Below are 23,271 nucleotides of genomic sequence, written 5' to 3' on the forward strand. Positions count from 1 at the left end.
TTACGTCACCTAACGTATAGATACACTCAATTGCCTAACGTAGATTCGATGGCCTGTTTTAGCAATCAATCAAGCAAGGTTTATGAACAAGGTTGGTCACATTGCATCTATCTGGCACTACCCGGTGAAAGGTATGGCCGGGTCGATGATGTCCGAGGCGGAGGTGGACGAGCGAGGTATCGAGGGTGATCGGCTCTGGGCCGTCCGGGACGTTCAACGGCAGGAAATTCAAAGCTGCAAGTTTCGTCCCCAGTTGCTTCAGTGCCGCGCCAGCTATGCCAGCCCAGACATGACGGTCGTCAACATTACCTTTCCTAGCGGTGAACGGCTCCAATGCGGTGATAGTGAAGCCAATGAGCTGATATCAACGCTGGTGGGTCACCCCAGCGAACTCAGGCATCTTGAGCCGGCGTCCAATGAAGCATTCTACCGGCGCTACAAACAGGGCGACGAGCACTGGCTGGACGAACTAAAGAACACCTTTGCCCGGGAGCCGGGCGAGCCCCTGCCCGATCTCGATAATCTCCCCCAGGAAATGCAGGAGTACGTGTCCCAACTTGGCACCTTTTTCCTGGTTTCTCCACTGCATATTTTGACCACTGCGAGTCTAAAACACATGCATTCACTGAACCCTGAGGCGGATTGGCACGTTGAACGCTTTCGCCCCAATATCGTGATCGAAACCGAACCCGGTATCACAGGGCTTGCCGAGCAGGACTGGGTTGGTAGCACTTTGCGTATTGGCAGTACCGAGATTCAATGCCACGACACCGCCCCTCGCTGCGGCGCAGTGGTACGCAAACAACAGGGAATTGAAGAAGACCGAAGCATACTCCGCAGCATCGTGTCCAAAGCTGACCAGAACCTCGGCATCTATGGCAACAATGTGATAGCCGGAAGCATTCGCGTGGGGGATGCAGTGTATCTTGTGTAACGATGCTTTCATCCGATTACAAAAAATCACCGCATTTTTATAACACTCGAAAGAAGCATGGCCATTAGGTGATATGCCTGATGAATCCTGCCGGCTTTGGGGCTATCCGGTAGTAGAGAAAACCGTCCAAGAACTCCCCGTAGTCAGCTGATGAGGGTCGCCATGGCACGATTATGCGGGCCGTCTTCGGCCTCCAGCCCTGCCTTAACGCCAGTACGGTTCTTTTCGGGTTGGTTTTGGCTCGCTTTCAGTTTTCCTGTCAGATTCTCTATATTGATCTCTACACCAACAATAGCCTGCGCCAAGCGTTCAATGAATTCCTTCGGCGCGTCATCAACGGACCAGGGGGCGTCCATGTCTGATTCGTGTTGGTCGGTCAGCCGATGTAGATGATGTTTCAGCCAGTTTGGGTCTTCGATAACCCGAGCGCGACCTTCTGCATGCACAGCCAAATAGTTCCATGTTGGCACCACCCGTCCCGTCTCCGCCTTGGTTTTATACCATGAAGGTGAGATGTAGGCATCGGGCTCTTGAAAAACAGCAAGAACCCGAGCGCCATCCTGCAGGCGCTGCCAGACCGGGTTGTTTCTGGCTACATGGCACTCCAGTTGCCCCAAGCTGCCATCGTCTTCCTTGAAGTGGCTCGGTACATACTTCAACTACCCAAAAGGCTTAGGTCGCCGAGTATATTTGCATTTCTATATTTTCTGAGAAATCAGAAGGTATAGATAAAGCTAGGGGGGTAGTTTCAAAGCTTATGAAAAACGTTGTTTGGTAAAATGGCCGTAAGCGCTCAACAAACCCCACCGTTGCGTTCAGTCGTTTTCTAATCGCCCATCGATCACGGACGACGGCGTGGCATCCTTGACCGCCGAGAGCAGGTGCGGTGAGACATTCCAGCGCTGCCCGCTGTCCGTCACCACGGTTACCGTCTTGCGATTGAATTTCATAATGGTCGCGAGGACCCGGTCGCCCTGCGGGGAGCTGAAGCTGACCCGAGCGCCGGGGTGGAACTGCATCATCGACTGGTGTGCGTGCATCGATTCCAGCATCTTCAGGCGCTCAACAATACGCTGGTTCAACGCCATCAGTTCGTCGGCATCGAGATGATCGATGTCGATTTTCATCACCCGTTTCATGAGGCCACCTTCACTACCTCGGGAGCCTTTGTAGGCATCTGCCATGGCAGTAACGCTTCGATGTCTTCAAGGCCTTGTGCTCGGGGCAATTCAGTAAACACCCGCTTCAGGTAAGCAAAGGGTTCCAGGCCATTCGCCTTGGCCGTTTCAATCAGACTGTACAGGTTCGCACTGGCGGTGGCGCCCGAGGTCGAGGCGCTGAACAGCCAGTTCTTGCGCCCCACCACGAAGGGGCGGATCGCGTTCTCTGCCGGATTATTGTCTATGCCGAGCCGACCGTCCTGCGTGTAGACGGTCAGTTTGCTCCAGTTCTTCTCCAGATAGCTCAGAGCCTTGCCCAGTAATCCTTTGGGCAGAGTAGTATGCAGGGTTTTGTCCAGCCAGACGCGGATGGCTTGGAGCTGGGGAACGCTCTCCTGCTGACGCAGGGTGTAGCGCGCTTCCGGCGACAGGGTCTCTGCCCGCTTCTCGATCGCGTAGAGCTTGGCGATCATGCTCACCGCCATATCGACCTTACCTGCCTTCTTCTGCTTGCCGACGGCCTTCTGCGCTTCCACAAACTTGCGGCGGGCATGTGCCCAACAGCCCAGCTGGGTAATACCCGCTTGGGCGCAGGCCCCGTTGTACCCCGCATAGTCATCGGTCTGCACATAGCCCTGGTAGCCCATCAACAGCTGCTGGGCCACCTCTCCCCGGCGACTGTCAGCATAATGGTAAAGTTTAGTGGTTTGCGTGGGCGGCCCGCCGACCCGCACCCACATATAGGAGTGGCTCTGAGCCTCCTTACCCGGCTCCTTCAACACCTGCACGGTGGTTTCATCGCACCGCAGTACCGGATAGCTTAACAAGTGATCCTGCAACAGATTGATCAGCGGCTGTGCCAACTGGCCCGCCTTGACCATCCACAGCGCTAAGGTATGGCGGGGGAGATCGATATCGCTGCGCCCGAGAATACCCTCCTGCCGGTACAGCGGCAGTGCATCCTGGTATTTGGCAACAGCGATGTGGGCCAGCAAGCCCGGGCTGGCCTTGCTCTTGGGAATCGGCTGCGGCGGCAGTGGTGCAGTACTGACGTTGCCTTCGCACTGTTTGCAGGCATACTTTTTACGAACGTTCACCAGTACCTGAACCTTGGCCGGAATGATGTCCAGCTGTTCGCTGGTGTCTTCGCCAATACAGTCACGCACACAACCACAGGTGCAGACTTTGTCGGCGTCGGGCAGGTCATGTTCAATGCGAATGCGGGGCAGGTCTGCCGGAAGCGGCTTGCGGCCGGGCTTGGCTTTACGGGGAGCCGCTTCTCGCTGAGCTGGCGCTGCCGACTCAAGCGCTTCGGCTTCCGACGCCGACTCCATCATGTCGATCAACTCGGCCTCGTTAAATAACTCAGCCTGCTGGTCGCTCTTCTCACTGCTCGACCCAAAGCGCTTTTGCTTGAACAAGCGAATCTGTTCTTCAAGCAGGTGGATGCGCTGCTCCTTCTTCAGAAGCAGAGTCTTCAGTGCATCGATATCGTCAGGCAGGGACTGTGGAGAAGGCGCTGTCATAGCGCCCTATTATACTGGAGGGAGCTCAGGATACCGAGTCAAAATGCAGGGTTTGATGGGGCCGCTGGGCCCAGATATCAAAGCCGTCGAGCAGATAATTCAAATCGCGGCCATCGCGCTGCTCATACAAGAAGGCTGATTCCCGTGGCCAGCGGAAACGCTGCTTCTCAAGGCGCTTGTACCAGAGCACAAAGCCATTGCGCTCCCAGTACAGCATTTTGATCTTGTCTCGTCCCCGATTGCAGAAGACGAACAGCGCTTCTGACATCGGGGAGAGCGCCAGTTCACTCTCAACGAGCAGGGCCAGCCCATCAATGGACTTGCGCATGTCTACGGGCTCCAGGTACAAATAGACCTGAACGCTCGGCGACGGGCGAAGCATCACGCTGACTCCCGCAACGCCCGGAGCACGGTTGGCAGCAATTCGGCCAGTGCGTGAGCGGGCAACTCGAGGCGTATGCCATGGGGTAAACCGAGCACCAAGCGATCGCTTGTCACCGGGGGCGACAGTGGCATGAACTTCCGGCGCTTTTTATTAGCCCGTGTGCGCCAGTAGGCGAAGTTCGACGGCTTGAGGTCATGCTGTTTGCAATACTCGATCTGAGACAGGCCGCTGGCTTCCCAGGCGATGAAGTGCGCTTGCCAGAATTGCTCTTTGGATGAGGTAGGTTCAGTGCTCATAGGATGCTCCAGGTCAGGAAAATCCGGAGCGTAGCCAAGTCGCGGCAGAAAATTTAGATGGGGTTTATTGAGCGCTTACAAATGGCCAGGATAATTTAAAGGTGGGGTGGGGATTTTGGCGTGTCTGTTAAAAGACTTGAGTTATAGCTTAGTCTAGGGGGGTGAAGTTGATAGTTCATTTGTAGTGAATATAAAATCAAGAATGGCCATGAGTGGAGCGGCGTGGTTCGCTAATTTAGCTCCGCTTGTCGATGGCTAGTGCTCTCCATAGTATTTTGTGGATATATACAATAGATGTTGATTGTATCTTTTTTGGTGTTAGGTCCTGTGTGCGGTCATTAATCCATTTAACTGTGCTTGTTCCATCTATTTTTACTCCAACAGCTCCAATTTTATATAATGTGAAAATTAAGTTTTGCCTCAGTTGGGATAGGTAGGACAGCGAGTGCGGGTAAGAGGATGTCATATAGCTGTGTGCGTTTCTTACTGCAGCGTCTGCATGTTCAAGAGGTATGTCTACGAGCTCTAAAACTAGTGCGTCGAGTTCCTGGTCGGTTATTGTGCTAGAGCGAAAGCTGGATTTTCTTTGGTGTAAGGTATCTATGTAGAGGTTTAGAGTTGGATGCTCGACTTGCCACTCGTACTGTAGGGCTTCGGCTCTTGAGACAGAATAAGTCTTCTCCGCTAACTTGATGATTGAGTTTGTTATTTCCGTCTTGCCCTCGGCCTCTTTGAGGCATTCATTTACGAATATGATTGCGTCCCGGGGTCTAAGTAGAGTGCGATCTAGGACGTAGTCAAGAGAAGATGATTTCTCTATTTTTGCTGGGAATATGTCGGAAAATTTGACGTCGCTACTCGTATATTTGTGTTTTAGTAGCTGGTCTATTCTTTGGTCTAAGAGTGCTTCTAGTTGGTCTTTCTTCCAGCTTATGTGCAAAAAAAGACTGTTATATTTCTCTCTTTGAAACCCGGAGTCTTTTGTCTTTTCAAGCACTCGTTCAAGCAGGTCAGTTCTCAGAGTTATTATTATCTTTACAGTTGATATGTTTCTGAATTTCCTAATGGTTTCTATTAAGGCCCTAATTAATTTGTATCTCAGGTTGTCCTCAACCCAGTTTTCGTCGAGGCGGTCAATTACTATATAGGTTTTCTTCTGTGGGTCAGTAAAGATATCTTCTGCTAGTAAGTTGACTATTTTGGAAAGTTTCTCAATCTGAACTTTGCTAACAACTTTCTTTCCATAATGAATTACTTCAAATTTTTGTTCTTCTGATAAAGCGTGTGCTGCGCCAGACGACAAGCTTATGCCGGGGACGTTTGTGTCAATCTCCGCCCGGAGGTTTGTTTCTAGCTTTTCTGTGAATTCTCGGATTCTTGATTCTGTGTCCGACCAAAATTTATCGCCCCATTCTTCTATGTAATTTAGTGCTTGCTGTTTCTTGTGGTTTCCAGAGATTAGGGCGGTTATGTTCTCGATAAAATTTGTTTTAGCTGTTTGAGAGTTGATGTTGTATTTATGTTTTATAAGCTCTACTGAAAAGGTGTGTTGCCATAAAAGGTTATAAAAAATGTCTAGGTTTACTCCGAGCTCTTCGAAAAAGCTTAGTATTGTAGAGTTGGAAACGTGCCTGAGTGCTAGCTCTTCTGGTTCAATCCGAATGACGCGCTCACATTTTTTTTCGAGCTGTTCAAGTAAGGCGCTTTTTCCAACGCCGGTTCGTCCGAGAACGACAGATTGTGGTGACGTGGTATCTACAAGCAAGTCGTAGTCACCATTATCTATGAAGCAGTGCTCTAAAAACGAAGAATCGTTTTCTGCATCCGCTTCTCCGACGGACATGTGCTTTCTGAAGATAAAGTCTTGTTTCGCTATCTTTGGCATTCCGTACCGTGTGAATAGGTGAGAGGGGCTTTGATTAGGCGGCCCCTCTTTTTCGGTTGTTAAGAGCGGTGGCTTTCCTCTACCAGCTCAACGCCCCACCCGTCTGATACTCAATCACTCGAGTCTCAAAGAAGTTTTTCTCCTTACGCAAATCCATAATCTCGCTCATCCACGGGAAGGGGTTTTGCGCGTTGGGGAATTGTTCTTTCAGGCCCAGTTGGTTGAGGCGGCGGTTGGCGATGAACTGCAGGTACTCTTCCATCATGGCCGCGTTCATGCCCAGTACGCCTCGGGGCATGGAGTCTTTGGCGTATTCGATTTCCAGCTGCATGCCTTCGACGATCATCTGAGTGACCTCTTCCTGGAACTGGGCGGTCCACAGGTGGGGGTTTTCCAGTTTGATCTGGTTGATCATGTCGATGCCGAAGTTCAAGTGCATGGACTCATCCCGGAGGATGTATTGGAACTGCTCGGCAACGCCGGTCATTTTGTTGCGGCGGCCCATGCTGAGAATCTGGGTAAAGCCACAGTAGAAGAAGATGCCTTCGGTGACCGCGTAGAAGCCGATCAGGTTGCGCAGCAGTTCCTGGTCCGCTTCGGGGGTGCCGGTTTTGAAGTTGGGGTCGCCCAATGCCTGGGTGTGCTTGAGGCTCCAGGCGGCCTTTTTGGCGATGGAGGGCAGCTCCCGGTACATGTTGAAGACTTCGCCTTCGTCCATGCCCAGTGACTCTACACAGTACTGGTAGGCGTGGGTGTGGATGGCTTCTTCAAAGGCTTGGCGCAGCAGGTACTGGCGGCACTCGGGGTTGGTGATGTGGCGGTATACCGCCAGCACCAGGTTGTTGGCCACCAGGGAGTCGGCGGTGGAGAAGTAACCCAGTGAGCGCATTACAATGCGGCGCTCGTCGTCGCTCAGGGCATCGGCGCTTTTCCAGCAGGCGATGTCGGCGGTCATGTTCACTTCCTGGGGCATCCAGTGGTTGGCGCAGCCGTCCAGGTATTTCTGCCAGGCCCAGTCATATTTGAAGGGCACCAGTTGGTTGAGATCGAGGTGGCAGTTGATGATGCGTTTGTCTTCCACCTTGAGGCGGGCGGCGCCCATCTCCAGCTCTTCCAGGCCGGCGGCGACGTCGAGGTTGTCCAGGGATTGCTGGGCCTTTTCCCGTACCGATTGGCTCTCGGCGGCAGTGACCGACTCCGGCGGCGTTTGGCTGGCCACCGCGGGGCTGGGCTTGGCGGCTTCTGGCTCCGCTTGTGGAGCCGCTGCTGTGGGCGCGGGAGCAGGGGCCTCAGGGGCAGACTCGTAGCCTGGCGCCGGCTCGCTGACCTGTGGTGCAGGTTGGGCGGCGGTCTCTTGAGGGGCTTTCTCGGTTTGGGGTTTTACCGGTGCGATGGGCTCGTCGCTATCAAAATCATCCCAGCTCAGCATTGTTGTCACCTCGTCCGTTTTATCGGTTTGCGCGATTTCAGAGTATGTCGGGTTTGGGCGGTATCGAGCTCCGCCTGAATATGGTTGTAGACCTGGGAGCGCCGCCGCTGCGACAGCTCCCGTCTTTTCTTAAAGGTTTTACTGGCAGGCTTCACAGTCTGGATCATCCAATGAGCATGCAGCGGGGACTGGGGCAGCCTGGGGCTCGGCGGCAGGGGTGCCTGAAGAGACCTTGTTGAGGTTGCCCTGGTTTACGGTGGACTTCTCAGTGGTGGACGCGGCCAGCGCACGGAGGTAGTAGGTGGTCTTCAGACCCCGGAACCACGCCATGCGGTAGGTGATGTCCAGCTTCTTACCCGATACGCCGGCGATGTAGAGGTTCAGGGACTGGGCCTGATCGATCCACTTCTGGCGGCGGCTGGCGGCATCTACCAACCAGCGGGGCTCCACTTCAAAGGCGGTGGAGTACAGCGCTTTGAGGTCGTCGGGGATGCGGTCGATCTTTTGCACCGAGCCCTCGTAGTATTTCAGGTCGTTGACCATCACCGCGTCCCACAGGCCCCGGGCTTTGAGGTCTTTGACCAGGTAGGGGTTGACCACGGTGAACTCGCCGGAGAGGTTCGATTTCACGTACAGATTTTGATACGTGGGCTCGATGGATTGCGACACACCGGTGATGTTGGCAATGGTCGCTGTAGGGGCGATGGCCATCACGTTGGAGTTGCGCATGCCCTGAGTTTTAACGGTATTGCGCAGGCTGTCCCAGTCCAGGGTGGTGCCTTCGTCGATCTCCAGGTAGTCGGCGCCGCGCTGCTCTTTAAGCAACTGGATGGAGTCGATGGGCAGAATGCCTTTGCTCCAAAGCGAGCCGTCGTAAGTCTGGTACTTGCCGCGCTCGGCCGCCAGGTCGCTGGAGGCCTTGATGGCGTAGTAGCTGATCGCCTCCATGGAGCGGTCGGCGAATTCTACTGCGGCATCGGAGGAGTAGGGGATGTGCTGGCGATACAGGGCATCCTGGAAGCCCATCAAACCCAAACCAACAGGGCGGTGCTTGAAGTTGGAGTTCTCCGCCTGGGGCACGCTGTAGTAGTTGATGTCGATCACGTTGTCCAACATGCGTACGGCGGTTTTAACGGTCTTCTCCAGCTTGGCCATATCCAGCTGGGCGCTGCCGTCGGCCTGGGGCACCATGTGCTGGGCCAGGTTGACTGAGCCCAGGTTACAGACCGCCACTTCCTCTTTGTTGGTGTTGAGGGTGATTTCGGTACACAGGTTAGAGGAGTGCACCACCCCGGCGTGTTGTTGCGGGCTGCGCAGGTTGCAGGGATCTTTAAAGGTGATCCAGGGGTGGCCTGTTTCAAACAGCATGGACAGAATCTTGCGCCACAGGTCAGCGGCCTTCACGCGCTTGAACAGCTTCAGCTCGCCGCTGCGGGTTTGGGCTTCGTAGTGCTCGTAGCGCTCCTCAAAGGCCTGGCCGTACAGGTCGTGCAGATCGGGCACGGTGTTGGGAGAGAACAGCGTCCACTCGCCGTCCTGGAAGACCCGCTTCATAAACAGATCGGGAATCCAGTTGGCGGTGTTCATGTCGTGGGTGCGGCGGCGATCGTCGCCGGTGTTTTTGCGCAGCTCCAGAAACTCCTCAATGTCCAGGTGCCAGGTTTCCAGGTAGGCGCAGACCGCCCCCTTGCGCTTGCCGCCTTGGTTCACTGCCACGGCGGTGTCGTTAACCACTTTCAGGAAGGGCACTACACCTTGTGACTTGCCGTTGGTGCCTTTGATGTAGGCGCCCAGGGCCCGTACCGGGGTCCAGTCGTTGCCCAGGCCGCCGGCAAATTTGGACAGCATGGCGTTGTCCTGAATGGCGCCGTAGATGCCGTGCAGGTCGTCGGGCACGGTGGTCAGGTAACAGCTGGACAGCTGCGGGCGCAGGGTGCCGGCGTTGAACAGGGTCGGTGTGGAGCTCATGTAGTCAAAGGAACTGAGCAGGTCGTAGAACTCGATGGCGCGCTCGGTTTTGTTCTCTTCCCGGCTCGCCAGACCCATGGCCACCCGCATAAAGAAGATCTGCGGCAGCTCGATGCGCACTTCGTTGCTGTGAATAAAGTAGCGGTCGTAGAGGGTTTGCAGGCCCAGGTAGTGGAACTGGTGGTCCCGCTCGGGCTTGAGGGCGGCGCCCAGCTCGGCCAGGTTAAAGTCCCGCAGCTCCGGTGAGATCAGCTCCAGCTCAATGCCTTTCTCGATGTAAACCGGCAGCGCCTTGGGGTAGTACACGGTCATGTCGTGCTGGGTGGCACTTTCGGCCACGCCCAGGAAGTTGAGGGCCTCGGCGCGGAGTTTGTCCAGCAGCAGGCGGGCGGTGACCAGGCTGTAGTTGTGTTCTTTCTCTACCATGGCCCGGGCGGTGATCACCAGCGAGGTGTTGACCTCGGTCTCGTGAACGCCGTCGTAGAGGTTCTTCAGGGCTTCTTCCAGTACCGCCTCGGCAGAGACGTCGGCCAGGCCTTCGCAGGCCTCGTTGATAATGAACTCCAGGCGGCCCAGGTCCAGTGGGGTCTCGCTGCCGTCGGCCTTGCGCACCCGGATGCTGGGGTGAGTCTTTTCGCCTTCCGGGGTGCGGGCGGCCCGCTCTTCGGCCCGGGCGGCGCGATACAGCACGTAGCTGCGGGCGATCTTGTGTTCGCCACTGCGCATCAGCGCCAGTTCGACCTGGTCCTGAATTTCTTCAATGTGGATGGTGCCGCCGGAGGGCATACGGCGCTTAAAGGTGGCGGTAACCTGGTCGGTCAATTGCGCCACGGTCTCGTGGATACGGGTAGAGGCGGCAGCGTTGCCCCCTTCCACCGCCAAAAAGGCTTTGGTGATGGCCACACTGATTTTGTCGTCGGTGTAGGGCACCACCGATCCGTTGCGTTTGATGACCCGCAACTGCCCGGGGGCGGTAGCGGCAAGCTCTTCACCCTGGGGCGACTGGGGCGGGAGCGACTCGGAGCTGGTGGTGCTTTGTGTGGTGGTCTGCATGATTTTTCTGGCCCTGTAATTTTGTGCGGCAGCGTTGTAAAAGGCGGTGGTGTTGTCGTCGCGCTGCCCCGGCGACCATTGCGAGCGCTTGGCCTCGCCCGCACTGACAGGCGCGGCAGCCTGTAGCTTGGGGAAAATCGGCGTTTGACTTGGGGCAGTGAGTTGTGCGAGCCCCATATATGGGGTCTTTTTCGACAACGACTACAAGATAATGCGGTTTTGGTAGAGACGCAAGCACTATAGCTTGTGAGTGAGCTGTGGATGACTTGTGGGTAACTTGTTAGCGACCGGGGAATAAATCCACCGAAAAAACTGAGGCCCCGCATGACGGGGCTTACAGCCTATTTGGCTGCGACGACAGGGCGATGACATCGCGCTAGACGGATTTTTTATAACAAACCGTGTTTATAAATCCGCTTTGTCGGTTGCGGAACCTGGTGCTATGTCGTGCCGCTGAAAGGCGATCAAATGATCCAGCTGGGTGCCGACTTGCAGGCTCTCGCCCAGGGCAAAATCCTGGTGGCTGGGCAGCAGCGCCGACACCCGATTACCGCTGGGCAGACGCAGGGTGTAGACGGTGGCACCGCCGGTGAAGACCTTTTTTTCCACGGTGGCGTGGAGGCCACCGTGCTGGGTCAGCACCACATCGTCGGGGCGCAGTAGTACATCCACCGGGGTATCCGCCGACCAGGGGTAGGCGCGGTTGCCGATCAGTGCGCCCAGCTCGGTGTGTACGATATTGGTTTCGTGACCGGTGATGCCGGGTAAAAAACTGCCCTCACCAATAAAGGTGGCCACGGTGCGGTTGGCCGGCTCATGATAGAGGTTGAAGGGGGTGTCCCACTGCTGAAACTGGCCGTTGTAGAGCAGGCCCACCTGGTCGCTAAAGGCAAAGGCCTCTTGTTGATCGTGGGTGACCAGAATGGCGCTGATGCCAAACTCCTTGAGGATGTCCCGCACTTCCAGGCTGAGCTGGCGGCGCAGCTCGGTGTCCAGGTTGGAGAAGGGCTCGTCCATCAATAGCAGGGCGGGGCTGGGGGCCAGGGCCCGGGCCAGTGCCACCCGCTGTTGCTGGCCGCCGGAGAGTTCGTGGGGGTAGCGCTTTTCCACCCCGGTCAGGCGCACCAGATCCAGCATTTTGGCTACGGTTTTACGCTGCTGATCGCGGCTGTGCTTACGCAGGCCAAAGCGGATATTGTCGTAGACGCTGAGGTGAGGGAAGAGGGCGTAGTCCTGAAACACCATGCCCACGTGGCGCTCTTCGGGCTCCAGGTTGAAGCCGGGGCGGCTCAGGCAGCGGTCGTCGATGGTGATCTGGCCAGCAGAGACCGACTGAAAGCCGGCAATGGCCCGCAGTACCGTGGTCTTGCCACAGCCGCTGGGGCCCAGCAGGCAGGCGATATCGCCGTCGTTAACGTGGAAGGAAATATCCTGTACCACAGGGGCGTCATCGTAGCGGCATTGAATGTTATCGACGTTGAGCAAAAGCCTTCTCTTTACCTTGTTTTGATTGCCTGATTATCCGTAGGGCGGACATCGCATTATATGTCCGCCGTTATCCACCCATCATTGCGGTGGTGGGTTTACGCATGGTCGTGGCGGACATGCAAAGCGATGTCCGCCCTACGGGCGTAGGTTGGGTTGAAGCATGAAACCCAACGGTTGTGGGTTTTGCAGAGCCTGGGTTGTTGGGTTTATCAACCCAACCTACACGCGGGTTGTGGGGTAGGGCGGACAGGGTGTTTTTGTCCGCCGTGGATTTACCCACAGTTGCGGGGGTGTTTTCTTGCAGGGTCGCGGTGGGCATGTAACTCAATGCCCGCCCTACGAGGCGGCGTGGTTGAGTAAGAATTCCATCAGCGCTTTTTGAGCGTGAAGGCGGTTTTCAGCTTCGTCCCAAATCACTGACTTGGGATCTTCCATCAGCTCGGCACTGATTTCCTCGCCGCGCTTGGCGGGCAGGCAGTGCATCACCAGGGCGTCGGGGTTGGCCTTGTCGAGCAGTTCCCGATTGATTTGGTAACCGGCCAGTTTGCGGCGGCGTTCCTGTTTCTCTTCTTCCTGGCCCATGGAGGCCCACACGTCGGTGACCAGCAGGTCGGAGCCCTTGGCGGCGTCTGCCGGCTCCCGCACTACCTCGACCCGGTCGCCGGCGGCAGCCAGCAGGTCGGCCCGGGGTTCGAAGCCTTCGGGGCAGGCCACCTTGAGATTAAAATCAAACTGCACAGCGGCATTAATGTAGGACTGGCACATATTGTTGCCGTCGCCAATCCAGGCCACCTGCTTGCCCTTGATGCTGCCCCGGTGCTCGACAAAAGTCTGAATGTCGGCCAGCAGCTGGCAGGGGTGGTAGTCGTCGGTGAGGGCGTTGATTACCGGCACGCTGGAATACTGGGCAAAACGCTCGATAATGCTGTGTTCAAAGGTGCGGATCATGACGATGTCGCACACCGAGGAGATGACCCGGGCGCTGTCTTCAATGGGCTCGCCACGGCCCAGTTGAGTATCCCGTGGCGACAGGAAAATAGCGTGCCCGCCCAGCTGTGCGATACCCGCTTCAAAGGAGATGCGGGTCCGGGTTGAGGCCTTCTCAAAGATCATTCCCAGTACGTAGTTGGGGAACTGCACGCTGGGCTTGCGGGCTTTTTGTTCGGCCTTGAGTTCAATGGCGCGCTGGATCAGCTGATCCAGCTCCTCAGGGGATAGGTCGTTGAGGGTTAAAAAATGTCTCAAGGCCATGGGGCACTACCTACAATTGCGTGAGTCCGTGCTAGCAGGCCTAGGCCGCGCCGGCTTGGGAGAGGGTTTGGCGGATTAGCGGACAGAGGGTGCCGACCAGTTCGTCGATCTCCTCCCGGGAGATAATTAGCGGTGGCAGCAAGCGCACCACCCGCTCGGCGGTAACGTTGATCAGAAGGCCTTTGTCCCGGGCCTGAGCCACCAGTTCGGCGCAGGGGCGGTCCAGCTCAATGCCCAGCATCATGCCCTTGCCACGGATCTCGTTGACGCCGGGCAGCTCACCCAGTTGTTTTTCCAGCTCAGACTTCAGGTACAGGCCGTTGCTGGCGATCTGGTCCAGCATGGCGGGCTCCCGCAGCACCTTGACCACCTCGATGGCCGCGGCGCAGGCGAGTGGGTTGCCGCCAAAGGTGGTGCCGTGATTACCGGGCTGGAACAGTTCGGCGGCTTCGCCATGGGCCAGCACTGCGCCGATAGGCACACCGTTACCCAGGCCTTTGGCCGTCACCACCACGTCGGGCATCACGCCGCTGTGCTGGTAGGCAAAGTATTTGCCGGTCCGGGCGTTGCCGGTTTGCACCTCGTCCAGCATCATCAGCCAGTTATGTTTGTCGCATAGCTCCCGCAGCTTGGCGAGGAAGTCTTCCGGCAACGCATTGACGCCGCCCTCGCCCTGGATGGGCTCGACCAGCACGCCGGCGACGCTGTCGCTGTTTTTGGCGATGGTCTCCAGCGCCTCGATATCGCCGTAGGGGGCCCGGGTAAAGCCCCGCACCAGGGGTTCAAAGCCCACTTGAATCTTTCGGTTGCCGGAGGCCGTCATCGTGGCCAGGGTGCGGCCGTGGAAGGACTGCTCAAATACCACCACGTGGGGCAGCTCGATGCCCCGGCGGTGGCCGTGCAGCCGGGCCAGCTTAATGGCAGCTTCGTTGCCTTCGGCGCCGGAATTGCAGAAAAAGGTGTTATCCATGCCACTGACATCGTGGAGCATATCGGCCAGCTCCTGCTGGAGCTTCACGTTGTAGAGGTTGGAGGTGTGCAGCAGCTCGCCGGCCTGGCGCTGGATGGCCTCGGTGACCGCGGGGTGGCTGTGCCCCAATGCGTTTACGGCAATCCCGCTCACCGCGTCCAGGTAGGATTTGCCCTGCTCGTCAAACAATCGCACCCCTTCGCCCCGGACAAAAGTGACCGGTTGACGACCGTAGGTGTTCATCAGGGTGGGCGCTGTCATTGTTGCGAGTCTCCTGCGCGTGTCCTCGTGCGCGATACCGAAAGAGGGGCCCAAAAGCGATTTAGGGCCACGTTTTACACAGTAATTACGGGTTTGAAACGCAAAAAGGCAGCGTGTGCTGCCCTCTCGTTACCAAGGGAGGAACTATATAAGGAAGCATGGATAAATACCAGAGGCCAGCGTTGTCTGTGGACTGGGACGGGTTCTCCGGTCGCGATAGCCGGGCCGGGATCGCGGTGTGCATAAAGTCATTGCCCTTATTATGTTGTATGTGAAAACATTTGGCCTGTGTCTCACCCGGGCAAATATGTGATTTCTGATATATGTTTAAGGGTGACGCCACAGCGTGAACAACAACAAATAACAACCATGCGGGGAGATCGCAATGAGACTATTCAATGCCGGCGTAGGGTCGGCGCTATTGCTTGGACTAATGGTACCGGCGAGTGCGTATGCGCAGGCGCAAAGCCGGGTGCTCGAGGAGGTGCTGGTGACGGCCCGGAAGCAGTCTGAAACGCTGCAGGATGTGCCGTTCTCCATCGCCGCCATGACTGAGGGAAAACTGCAGCGAAGCGGCGCCACGGATCTGGAGTCCATGGCCACCAATGTGGCGGGGATCTCTATCCAGAACCTCGGCCCCGGGCAAAGCCAGGTCTCGATTCGCGGTATCTCCGCCGGCCAGATCGTGCGGGACCAGCCTGGGGTGAAAGAGCAAGTCGGGGTCTACGTGGATGAGTCGGTGATTTCGATGTCGCTGTTTACCCCCGATCTCGACTTTTACGATATCAATCGGGTGGAGGTATTGCGGGGCCCCCAGGGCACCCTGTTTGGCTCGGGCTCGCTGTCGGGTACGGTGCGTTACATTAGCAATCAGCCGGAAATCGGTGCCTTTGGTGGCTCGGTGCAGGGCTCCGGGGAGAGCGTAAGCGACGGCGGTGAAGGCGGCAGTATCAAGGGGCATCTCAACGTGCCGCTGAGCGATATCGCCGCCTTCCGGGGCGTGGCTTACAGCCAGCAATACGCAGGTTATATCGACGCCCTGCAACCCAATGGCAGGACTAAAGAGGATGTTAACGACGGCACCCGTACCGGCGGCCGCCTGGCGCTGCTGCTGCAACCCACCGCTTCGTTGAGCATTACCCCAAGGGTGATCTTCCAAAGTATCGACATGGATGGTTTTAATCGCGAAGACGATTACAACGTCCTGGCCAACCCCTACACCACCACGCGCCCGCCGGTCACCCTGGGTGACTACGAGCAATACCTCCAGCGCGAGGAGAGTTTTGAAGATGACTTCCTGCTGGTGGACCTCACCGTCGACCTGCAGTTAAACGACGTCCTGTCGCTGCTGTCGGTGAGTTCCTACACCGATCGTGAAGTGCGGGTGGTGCGGGATGCGTCGGCACTCAATGCCAGCATTTTGGGTGGTTCCTTTGGTGAACCCGAAGCGGTTTATACCCTGGATGCACCGCTGTTTGACGATACCGATGCCGAGGTGATTACTCAGGAGCTGCGTCTCACCGGGGTCAACGGCCCGCTGCAATGGGTGGCCGGGGTGTTCTACAGCGAAATCGAGCGCCACTATGGCCAGAGCCTGTTTGTGGCGGGCTTTACCGATTCGGGCCAGAATGTCGCACCGACCACCGCCGGTGATCGTGCTCGCAAGGACGAGTTGTACTACTCGGATATTCCCTACCAACTAGATCAGTACGCGGTGTTTGGTGAACTGTCTTACGATCTGAGTGAGCGCACCATGGTGGTCGTGGGCGCCCGCTTCTTCGATTACGAGGAAACCCGTGAGCTGACCTTTGACGGCATTTACAACACCACCATTTTGGATCGCAAAGGAGAGACTTCCTCTGATGGTGTGTCGCCGAGACTTATGCTGCGCCACGATATCAACGACCAGGTGATGATCAATGCGCAGATTTCCCAGGGTTTCCGCCTTGGCGGTATTAATGACCCGCTAAATGAGCCGCTGTGTTCCGACGCCGACAAAGCGACCTTTGGCGGCAACGACACCTTCGACGATGAGACCCTGACCAATTACGAGGTGGGCACCAAAATGACCCTGATGGGGGGCGCCGCCACCCTCAACGCCTCGGTGTTCTACAGTGATATCGAAGACCTGCAGGCGACGGTGAATGCAGGAACGTGCTCATCGCGGATTGTTTATAACGTCCCTGAGGCACACAGCACCGGCGTGGAGGTGGAGTTTTTCTCCCGGCCGACCAGTAATCTGGAAGTGGGTCTGTCGGCCAGTTTTGTGGAGGCCGAGCTGGACTCTGATGTGACCTCGACTGACGACAATGATGTCAGCAGCATTGTCGGGGGCATTCGTGAGGGCAATGATCTACCCACTGCGCCGGGCTTTGAGGTTGCGGCCACAGCGACCTATTTCTTTCCGGTCTTTGAGACCTGGGAAGGTTACGCCACCGCCACGCTGCAGTATGTGGGCTCACGCTATACGCAAATCGCCGATCAGGAAAATAATGGCAACGGGGTGGCAGAGCTTTACCCCAACGTGGGCGGTCCACTGACTCAGGATACCTACGACTACGATCGCGAGCAGGACGACTACCAAACCGTGAACCTGCGGCTTGGCGCCCGCAATGATCAGTGGGACACCGCCATTTTCATCCGCAACGCCACCGATGAAAAAGCCGAGCTCTCGCTGGATACCGAGCGAGGTGGCAATGCCCGGGTGGGGCATCACGTCAATCAGCCGAGGACGATTGGGGTAACGGCGCGCTACCGTTTTTAGCGCTTGGCCCGCGCGGCTTGTAGTTGGCCGCGCGGCTTGGTGATAATGGCGGGTGTTGTGTTCTGATTGAGTCACCCGCCTATGTCCAGTGCCGATACTGTGGCCTTGAATCCCGTCAAACTGGGTCTGTTTGTCAGCCGCCTAGAGTCGGTCTGTGAGGAGATGGGGGCGGTGCTGCAGCGGGCGGCGTTTTCCCCCAATATCAAAGACCGCTTGGACTTTTCCTGCGCCATTTTTGATGCCCGGGGCGAGCTCTGTGCCCAGGCGGCTCATATCCCTGTGCACCTGGGCAGCATGGCCTACGCCATGGCGGATATCGTCGGCGCCTGTGAGTGGCAGCCCGGCGATATGGTGGTGGTCAACGACCCCTTTCTGGGGGGGACCCACCTGCCGGATGTAACGGTCATCGCGCCATTGTTTGTGGCCGGTAAGTTACTGGCTTTTGTGGTCAACCGGGCCCATCACGCCGATATCGGCGCGTCCACCCCAGGCTCCATGCCACTGTCCCGCCGCCTCGACGAAGAGGGCGTGGTGATCCCCCCGACCCACCTTGTGAGGGATGGGCAGGTCGACACGGCCAAGCTCGACAGTTGGTTTGGCGCTAAACAGCACGGCGATTTTATCGCCCAGATCAGCGCCAATCGTTGCGGTTTGCAGCGCCTTGGTGAGCTTGTTGAGCCTTTAAACGTCGACTTTGCCAGTGCGGTGGCCCAGCTTCAGGACTACGCTCAGCGCATTGCGTTGGGGCGCTTTGCGGAGCTGCCCGGCGGCACTTACCGCTTTACCGATGTGATGGACGACGACGGTTTTGGTCACCGCGACCTGCCCATTGCGGTGGCCATCACCCTCGATTCACATGGTGCCCAGGTGGACTTTGCCGGCACCGCCGATCAGGTGCCGGGCAATATTAACTGCCCCCGCTCTGTGGCGGCAGCGGCGGTCTATTACGTGTTCCGCTGCCTGATGCCCGACGATGTGCCGGTGTGTGCCGGCTTGTTCCGGCCCATTGCCCTCAGTGTGCCGGAAGGCAGCCTGCTCAATGCCCGCCGCCCGGCGGCGGTGGCGGCGGGTAATGTAGAAACGTCGATGCGGGCCACCGACGCGGTGCTGGGTGCACTGGCTCAGGCGGTGCCGGAGCTGATCCCCGCCGCCGGCCACGGCAGTATGAATAACGTCGCCCTGGGCAACGCCGATCCGTCATTGGGCCCGGTGTGGCACTACTACGAAACTTTGGGCGGTGGCAGCGGTGGCCACGCCCTGGCGGCGGGGCAAAGCGGAGTGCAGAGCCATATGACCAACACCCTCAACACCCCGGTGGAGAGCCTGGAAATGCATTACCCGCTGCGGGTGCGCCGCTATGCGCTGCGGCACCACTCTGGAGGAACGGGGGTGCATAGCGGCGGCGAGGGGGTGATTCGGGAGTACGAGTTTCTGTCTCCGGCCAATTACACCCTGCTCACCGAGCGCCGCACCCACGCGCCCTGGGGCATCGCCGGCGGCGGAGAGGGCGCTCCCGGAGAAAATGCCCTTAATGACCAACCGCTGCCGGGCAAGGTTACCGGCCAGGCCCAGGCGGGGGATCGCCTCAGTATCGCCACCCCCGGTGGTGGCGGCTGGGGGAAGCGATGACAGTATTGCCCCGGGCCTGTTAAAATGGCCCATTACTGTTAGTCCGGTTTAATTTATTAGTGCGGTTTGCCGGAAGCCGTATGGCAGGTGACTCATGAGCGATAGCACAATCGAAGCAATCAAAAAGCAGATTGAAGAAAACCCCATCATTCTTTACATGAAGGGCTCCCCTAACCAGCCTCAGTGCGGTTTCTCCGCTAAGGCATCCCAGGCGGTGATGGGCTGTGGACAGCGTTTTGCCTACGTCGACGTGCTGTCCAACCCGGATATCCGCGCCAAGCTGCCAGAAGTGGGCAACTGGCCGACCTTCCCCCAGCTGTGGGTGAAAGGCGAGCTGATCGGCGGCTGTGACATCATTATTGAGATGCACGAAAGTGGCGAGCTGAAAGAAGTGATCGACGAAGCGGCGCCCCAAGAAGCGCAGTAAAAAAAGAGGCTCAGCAGAAAAATCCTCACGCTTTTTTTAAGCAGTGAATCTAGAACCCGGCCACAGCGCCGGGTTTTTTGTGTCGATTTATTAACGAGCGAACACCGGTCACCGTTGGCTCAAGCTGCGCAGGTTGGTCCATTAAGGGTCAATGGTGGTTGCTAAAGGCGGTGCTACTCTCAACGCTTCAATCAAGTCGCTGAGGGCGCTGCTGTGAACCCGACACTCAAAACCTGGCATAAACTCGCCGCACTGCCGGGTGGCAAAGCGGTATTTTCCCGGGGTGTTTGTCTCAAGGCTCCCTACTTCGCCACCATTTCTCCGCGTTTTGAAGAGCTGGCTATTGGCAGGGCTGTTGTGCGGATGAAAGAGCGGCGGCGGGTGCACAATCACTTGTCCAGTATTCACGCCATCGCCCTGTGCAATCTGGCTGAGGCGGCAGCGGGACTAACCGCAGAGGTGTCGATGCCGGCGGGCATGCGCTGGATCCCCGCCGGCATGACGGTGCGCTATTTGGGCAAAGCCAAAGGCACAGTGCGAGCTATTGCCACTATGCGCGATATTGATCCGGGCGAAAAAGCCGACGTGCCGGTATCGGTGAGTGTGCGTAACGGCGCCGACGAGATCGTGTTTGAAGCGGAGATCACCATGTATGTGTCGCCGAAAAAGGCCTAGCGAGGCGCCAGAGCCCTCGCGCGCGGAGTTACCCGGCTTGCGTTTGTGGCTTCAGCGGTGAGGGCGCCCCGGTCTTCGCTTGAGGCTCGTGATGCTGGCTTTCTGCCTTAGCTCGGCTGAGGCCAAACTGAAGCGGACGTCGCTTACCTGCTGCTTGCCAACTGCCCAGCAATCGGTCCCACAGCGCCAGGCAGGTGCCGAAGTTGGTGTCCCGGTGTTCCTCTGCGGCGGAGTGATGAATCTGGTGCTGGGCGGGGCTGATAAACCAGCGTTCCAGGTGGCCGAAGCTCAAAAAGATATGGGAGTGGCGGAGGTTGGCCCCCAGGGCGTTAAACAAGAAGCCCAGGCAGTCCACGCCCATTATTGCCACCCCGGAGACCTGACCGCGAAACAGGTAGACGAAACTGCCGCTGACGACACTGAACACCACCAGGCCACGCAGGTAATACAGTGCCATCTCCACCGGGTGAACCCGGTGTACTGTTAACGGTGTCAGGGTGGTGGCGCTGTGATGAGTGCGGTGGAAGTACCACAGCAGCGGCACTTTGTGCAGGGCGGCATGGAGGCCAAAACGGCTAAGGTCCTCAGCGATAAAAAACACCAGGGTATAGATCACTGCCAGCAGGGGCATGGCGATGATCAGGTCGGGGGCATCGCCCCACTGGCTTTGCATCCAGCTGCCCACCAGGATGGTGCCCGCCAGATGGCTGCCTAGCAGGGGGATCAGCAAGCTGCCCCGCAGCAGGCTGTTAAGTAACAATAAGCCGCCGTCGGTAGCGGTGGAGCGGTTCAGCCAGTAGTGGCGATTAAACAGCGCCCGCAACTGGCCTTTGAGGTCGAAACGGCGCTGCTGCAGGGCAACAGTGAGAGAGGCCAGTACCAGCGCCGAGAGAATAAATACCCAGAATAGACGCCGCCCCGGGTCCAGGGCTATTGCCAGAGGCGCGAGAACGGCATCTAACAGGCTATTCATGGCGCCAGTTTAGAATTGATATTTGACCCGCAGGCGGGCGCTGCGGGGTTTATTGGGTCGGGCGCCGAAGGGGCGCAGGGATACCACCGCCTCTTCGTCCAGCAGATTGTCGACGCTGAGCTGTACCGTCCAGTGGCTGTCCACAAACCAGCTTACCGAACTGTCCACGGTGGTGTAGGCGTCGGTGTGAGCGACTTGAGACAGCGGCGCGCTGCCGGCTTGGTCACGCATTTCGCTTTGGTAGCTGACGGCGGTGGTGGCTTCCCACTGCTGGCCCCGCACGCCAAATTGTACTTGGCCGATCTGTTCGGGCAGGTAGGGCAGTTCATCGCCGGCTTCGACATCGCCCCACTGGGAGAAGCTGCTGCTGAAGTCTGTTTGGAAGGCGCTCTCGGTATAGGTGTAGGAGAAGCTCACTACGCCAGTGAGCGCCTGGGTCAGCTTGGTGTCCCAGCGGCCGGTGAGCTCCAGGCCGGCGATTTCCACGTTGTCGCCGTTAAACTCTTCCCCAGCGGTACAGCCAGGATCGCTGACCCGGCAGCGACCCAGCAGGTTGTCGTAGTCGCTAAAGAAGCCGATGGCCTCCAAGCGTAGATTCTCTCGCTGATAGCGCAAGCCGTATTCCAGGTTGGTGCTTTCTTCCGGGTCGACATCGCCGCCGGCGCTGGGCGCAGCGGGGGAGAAGCCCCGGTTGATGCCGGCCAGCAGGCCCAGTTCGTCAGTGAGCTGCCAAAACACCCCGGCGCCGGGCAGGGTGACGGACTGGGACTTGTCGTTATCGTCCCCGGTCAGGAAGTCGTCGTTGTTGCCACGAATATTTTCGTGGCGCAGGCCGAGCGTGAAGCGGAAGTCCCGCCAGTCGATAGTATCCACCACGTAGAGAGCAATGGCGTCGGTGTCGGCTTCGTTGCGGAGTTTGCTGCCCCGCTGTTGGCCGTCGTAAACCATTTTGCCGCTGTCCATCAGGTAGCCGCGAATGCTGTGGTTGCGCTCCACGTAGTCGTGGTGAAAGCGCAGGCCGGTCTGGATTTCATGCTGGGTCTCACCCCAGCTCAGCCGATAGGTAAGGGCCGACTGAATGCCCATAGAGCCGTATTCCCGGGCGTTGTTGGTGACATCCAACATGTCACTGTCGCTGCCATTGGAGTCGATTTCGCCCCGCAGTATGCCCAGCTCCCGGGTAAAGACATCCGGGAAGGCCAGCACGTCGCGGATGGCGACACCGTCGATAAAGCCGTCCAGCTTGTTCCAGCTGCGGTCAAACTGATTCCAGTACACCGCGCTGTTGATGCTGACTTGCTCCGATACCTCGAACAGATGGCCGAGGTGAACCTGGCTGTGCTCGGAGGTGAAGTGGTCCAGTTGACTTGCCGCGTAGCGCCTATAGGGGTTGGCGTTAAAGTCATCTGCGGTCAGGCCCAAGTAGGTTTCGTCGGCGTCCTCGTCGGCAAAGCCCAGCTTCAGGGTGAATAGCTGGTTTTGGGCAGCGCCGGGGCGCCAGCTGAATTTGAGGTTGATGTCGTTGCGCTCAAAGCCCGTGTCGCCACCGCCATCCAGCTCTTTGAAACCGTCGCCGCTAAAGCGCAGGGCATCAATGGCGTAGCCCAGCTCGCCGCCGTTGTCCCGGATCGACGTGTCGCTGCTGTAGAGCTGGTATTTCTGGAAGTTGTCGCTGCCGTACGTAACGTCGATTTCTCGCTCGGCTTCGGGAGCGATGGCCCGGGTGGCAAAGTTAATGGCGCCGCCCACGGTGTGGGGGCCGTGGTAAATCGCCGAGGGACCTTTGACCACCTCCACCGCGCTCATACGGCTGACGTTGGGAATATAGTAGGCGGCTGGCGCGCTGTAGGGTGCCGGGGTAATCAGCACGCCGTCTTCCATGATAGTGACTTTCTGGCTGCGCTCTGAGGTGGCGCCGCGAATACCGATATTGGGTCGCAGGCCGTAGCCGTCCTCTTCGCGGATGTACACGCCGGGCAGTGCCGACATCACCTGATTGAGGTCGGAATAGTCAAACTGCTCCAGCATGGCTTCGTCAATGATCTGTGCGGAGCCAGCCAGGTTGGAGATGGCGTCGCGGCCGCCAGTCACCAGAACTTCCTCGGGTTGACGGGGACTGTCCGCCAGTGCGGCTTCTGCCGGTAGCAGGGTGATCAGTGCAGCGATGGCTAGTGTCGGATGGGCTTTCATGCTCATG

Annotated in this window: 18 protein-coding genes; 5 read left to right on the forward strand and 13 right to left on the reverse strand. The window is 57.8% G+C overall.

Annotated features, from left to right (window positions below; genetic code table 11):
- Positions 1–82: 82 nt before the first annotated feature.
- The gene (locus I6N98_RS02810) at positions 83–934 is read left to right on the forward strand and encodes an MOSC domain-containing protein (RefSeq protein WP_198570302.1); all 852 of its coding nucleotides are present in this window, start codon (positions 83–85) and stop codon (positions 932–934) included.
- Positions 935–1,077: 143 nt separating this feature from the next.
- On the opposite strand, the gene I6N98_RS02815 is transcribed toward I6N98_RS02810, so the two are convergent.
- The 11 genes from I6N98_RS02815 to I6N98_RS02865 all read right to left on the reverse strand — a co-directional run bounded on the left by I6N98_RS02815 (position 1,078) and on the right by I6N98_RS02865 (position 14,606).
- Positions 1,078–1,593: an FMN-binding negative transcriptional regulator gene (locus tag I6N98_RS02815; RefSeq protein WP_420496977.1), complete on the reverse strand. Its 516-nt coding sequence runs from the start codon at positions 1,591–1,593 to the stop codon at positions 1,078–1,080.
- A gap of 156 nt (positions 1,594–1,749) precedes the next feature.
- Positions 1,750–2,073, reverse strand: coding sequence for a hypothetical protein (locus tag I6N98_RS02820; RefSeq protein WP_232787388.1), 324 nt, complete (start codon positions 2,071–2,073; stop codon positions 1,750–1,752).
- Entirely contained in the window at positions 2,070–3,620 is a 1,551-nt protein-coding gene (tnpC, locus tag I6N98_RS02825; protein ID WP_198569505.1) for an IS66 family transposase, read from the reverse strand. The genes I6N98_RS02820 and tnpC overlap by 4 nt, the downstream gene beginning before the upstream one ends.
- A 25-nt stretch (positions 3,621–3,645) precedes the next feature.
- Positions 3,646–4,002: an IS66 family insertion sequence element accessory protein TnpB gene (tnpB, locus tag I6N98_RS02830; protein ID WP_232787526.1), complete on the reverse strand. Its 357-nt coding sequence runs from the start codon at positions 4,000–4,002 to the stop codon at positions 3,646–3,648.
- Positions 4,002–4,301 carry an IS66 family insertion sequence element accessory protein TnpA gene (gene tnpA / locus I6N98_RS02835; protein ID WP_198569507.1) on the reverse strand — a complete coding sequence of 100 codons (300 nt, stop codon included), beginning with the start codon at positions 4,299–4,301 and terminating at the stop codon, positions 4,002–4,004. Before tnpA ends, tnpB begins: the two co-directional genes overlap by 1 nt.
- A 235-nt stretch (positions 4,302–4,536) precedes the next feature.
- A complete protein-coding gene (locus I6N98_RS02840; RefSeq protein ID WP_198570304.1) occupies positions 4,537–6,186 on the reverse strand; it encodes a P-loop ATPase, Sll1717 family in 1,650 nt (549 codons plus the stop codon).
- 79 nt (positions 6,187–6,265) lie between these two features.
- Positions 6,266–7,615 (reverse strand): ribonucleotide-diphosphate reductase subunit beta, encoded by a 1,350-nt coding sequence (locus tag I6N98_RS02845; RefSeq protein ID WP_198570305.1) that lies wholly within the window; start codon positions 7,613–7,615, stop codon positions 6,266–6,268.
- Positions 7,616–7,753: 138 nt separating this feature from the next.
- Complete coding sequence (locus I6N98_RS02850) at positions 7,754–10,636, reverse strand: ribonucleoside-diphosphate reductase subunit alpha (protein WP_198571517.1); 2,883 nt, start codon at positions 10,634–10,636, stop codon at positions 7,754–7,756.
- 405 nt (positions 10,637–11,041) lie between these two features.
- Positions 11,042–12,121, reverse strand: coding sequence for an ABC transporter ATP-binding protein (locus I6N98_RS02855; RefSeq protein WP_198570306.1), 1,080 nt, complete (start codon positions 12,119–12,121; stop codon positions 11,042–11,044).
- Between the two features lie 339 nt (positions 12,122–12,460).
- Entirely contained in the window at positions 12,461–13,375 is a 915-nt protein-coding gene (gene argF, locus I6N98_RS02860; protein ID WP_198570307.1) for an ornithine carbamoyltransferase, read from the reverse strand.
- A 40-nt stretch (positions 13,376–13,415) separates the two neighbouring features.
- Positions 13,416–14,606 carry an aspartate aminotransferase family protein gene (locus tag I6N98_RS02865; RefSeq protein ID WP_198570308.1) on the reverse strand — a complete coding sequence of 397 codons (1,191 nt, stop codon included), beginning with the start codon at positions 14,604–14,606 and terminating at the stop codon, positions 13,416–13,418.
- Between the two features lie 385 nt (positions 14,607–14,991).
- On the opposite strand from I6N98_RS02865, the gene I6N98_RS02870 reads away from it, so the two are divergent.
- The 4 genes from I6N98_RS02870 to I6N98_RS02885 all read left to right on the forward strand — a co-directional run bounded on the left by I6N98_RS02870 (position 14,992) and on the right by I6N98_RS02885 (position 20,101).
- Complete coding sequence (locus I6N98_RS02870; protein WP_198570309.1) at positions 14,992–17,370, forward strand: TonB-dependent receptor; 2,379 nt, start codon at positions 14,992–14,994, stop codon at positions 17,368–17,370.
- A gap of 81 nt (positions 17,371–17,451) precedes the next feature.
- Positions 17,452–18,999 carry a hydantoinase B/oxoprolinase family protein gene (locus I6N98_RS02875; RefSeq protein ID WP_198570310.1) on the forward strand — a complete coding sequence of 516 codons (1,548 nt, stop codon included), beginning with the start codon at positions 17,452–17,454 and terminating at the stop codon, positions 18,997–18,999.
- 94 nt (positions 19,000–19,093) lie between these two features.
- A complete protein-coding gene (grxD, locus tag I6N98_RS02880) occupies positions 19,094–19,426 on the forward strand; it encodes a Grx4 family monothiol glutaredoxin (RefSeq protein ID WP_198570311.1) in 333 nt (110 codons plus the stop codon).
- Positions 19,427–19,639: 213 nt separating this feature from the next.
- Positions 19,640–20,101 carry a hotdog fold domain-containing protein gene (locus tag I6N98_RS02885; RefSeq protein WP_198570312.1) on the forward strand — a complete coding sequence of 154 codons (462 nt, stop codon included), beginning with the start codon at positions 19,640–19,642 and terminating at the stop codon, positions 20,099–20,101.
- A gap of 28 nt (positions 20,102–20,129) precedes the next feature.
- Here I6N98_RS02885 and I6N98_RS02890 read toward each other — a convergent pair whose 3' ends face one another.
- Positions 20,130–21,074, reverse strand: coding sequence for a sterol desaturase family protein (locus I6N98_RS02890; protein ID WP_198570313.1), 945 nt, complete (start codon positions 21,072–21,074; stop codon positions 20,130–20,132).
- 9 nt (positions 21,075–21,083) lie between these two features.
- Entirely contained in the window at positions 21,084–23,270 is a 2,187-nt protein-coding gene (locus I6N98_RS02895) for a TonB-dependent receptor family protein (RefSeq protein WP_198570314.1), read from the reverse strand.
- Position 23,271 lies beyond the last annotated feature (1 nt).

This window comes from Spongiibacter nanhainus (assembly GCF_016132545.1).
Taxonomy (GTDB): Bacteria; Pseudomonadota; Gammaproteobacteria; order Pseudomonadales; family Spongiibacteraceae; genus Spongiibacter; species Spongiibacter nanhainus.

Excerpts from the sequence above, each read along its gene's own strand:
- I6N98_RS02810 (WP_198570302.1), top strand. The coding sequence starts at position 83 with ATGAACAAGGTTGGTCACATTGCATCTATCTGGCACTACCCGGTGAAA.
- I6N98_RS02820 (WP_232787388.1), bottom strand. The coding sequence starts at position 2,073 with ATGAAACGGGTGATGAAAATCGACATCGATCATCTCGATGCCGACGAA.
- tnpC (WP_198569505.1), bottom strand. The coding sequence starts at position 3,620 with ATGACAGCGCCTTCTCCACAGTCCCTGCCTGACGATATCGATGCACTG.
- tnpB (WP_232787526.1), bottom strand. The coding sequence starts at position 4,002 with ATGCTTCGCCCGTCGCCGAGCGTTCAGGTCTATTTGTACCTGGAGCCC.
- tnpA (WP_198569507.1), bottom strand. The coding sequence starts at position 4,301 with ATGAGCACTGAACCTACCTCATCCAAAGAGCAATTCTGGCAAGCGCAC.
- I6N98_RS02840 (WP_198570304.1), bottom strand. The coding sequence starts at position 6,186 with ATGCCAAAGATAGCGAAACAAGACTTTATCTTCAGAAAGCACATGTCC.
- I6N98_RS02845 (WP_198570305.1), bottom strand. The coding sequence starts at position 7,615 with ATGCTGAGCTGGGATGATTTTGATAGCGACGAGCCCATCGCACCGGTA.
- I6N98_RS02850 (WP_198571517.1), bottom strand. The coding sequence starts at position 10,636 with ATGCAGACCACCACACAAAGCACCACCAGCTCCGAGTCGCTCCCGCCC.
- argF (WP_198570307.1), bottom strand. The coding sequence starts at position 13,375 with ATGGCCTTGAGACATTTTTTAACCCTCAACGACCTATCCCCTGAGGAG.
- I6N98_RS02865 (WP_198570308.1), bottom strand. The coding sequence starts at position 14,606 with ATGACAGCGCCCACCCTGATGAACACCTACGGTCGTCAACCGGTCACT.
- I6N98_RS02870 (WP_198570309.1), top strand. The coding sequence starts at position 14,992 with ATGAGACTATTCAATGCCGGCGTAGGGTCGGCGCTATTGCTTGGACTA.
- I6N98_RS02875 (WP_198570310.1), top strand. The coding sequence starts at position 17,452 with ATGTCCAGTGCCGATACTGTGGCCTTGAATCCCGTCAAACTGGGTCTG.
- grxD (WP_198570311.1), top strand. The coding sequence starts at position 19,094 with ATGAGCGATAGCACAATCGAAGCAATCAAAAAGCAGATTGAAGAAAAC.
- I6N98_RS02890 (WP_198570313.1), bottom strand. The coding sequence starts at position 21,074 with ATGAATAGCCTGTTAGATGCCGTTCTCGCGCCTCTGGCAATAGCCCTG.
- I6N98_RS02895 (WP_198570314.1), bottom strand. The coding sequence starts at position 23,270 with ATGAGCATGAAAGCCCATCCGACACTAGCCATCGCTGCACTGATCACC.